This is a genomic window from Kosakonia sp. WA-90, assembly GCF_039871955.1.
Classification (GTDB): domain Bacteria; phylum Pseudomonadota; class Gammaproteobacteria; order Enterobacterales; family Enterobacteriaceae; genus Kosakonia; species Kosakonia oryzendophytica.
The window spans coordinates 1-619 of record NZ_JBDPLJ010000022.1 but is presented as its reverse complement, the minus strand read 5'-3'; the positions used below and the strand labels follow the sequence as shown (position 1 = coordinate 619).

The following is a 619-nucleotide window of genomic DNA, read 5'->3' as shown; positions in this document are numbered from 1 at the left end:
ACTGCTCTTTAACAATTTATCAGACAATCTGTGTGGGCACTCAAAGTGACATGGATTCTTGACGTCCACGGACGCTAAATGAATACCAAGTCTCACGAGTGAACACGTAATTCATTACGAAGTTTAATTCGATGAGCATCAAACTTTTAAATTGAAGAGTTTGATCATGGCTCAGATTGAACGCTGGCGGCAGGCCTAACACATGCAAGTCGAACGGTAGCACAGAGGAGCTTGCTCCTCGGGTGACGAGTGGCGGACGGGTGAGTAATGTCTGGGAAACTGCCTGATGGAGGGGGATAACTACTGGAAACGGTAGCTAATACCGCATAACGTCGCAAGACCAAAGAGGGGGACCTTCGGGCCTCTTGCCATCAGATGTGCCCAGATGGGATTAGCTAGTAGGTGGGGTAACGGCTCACCTAGGCGACGATCCCTAGCTGGTCTGAGAGGATGACCAGCCACACTGGAACTGAGACACGGTCCAGACTCCTACGGGAGGCAGCAGTGGGGAATATTGCACAATGGGCGCAAGCCTGATGCAGCCATGCCGCGTGTATGAAGAAGGCCTTCGGGTTGTAAAGTACTTTCAGCGGGGAGGAAGGTGTTGTGGTTAATAACC

General features: G+C 51.1%; 1 rRNA gene. It reads left to right on the top strand.

Annotated features, from left to right (window positions below):
- Positions 1-148 precede the first annotated feature (148 nt).
- Positions 149-619, top strand: a 16S ribosomal RNA gene (locus tag ABGA49_RS16095); the annotation flags it as partial.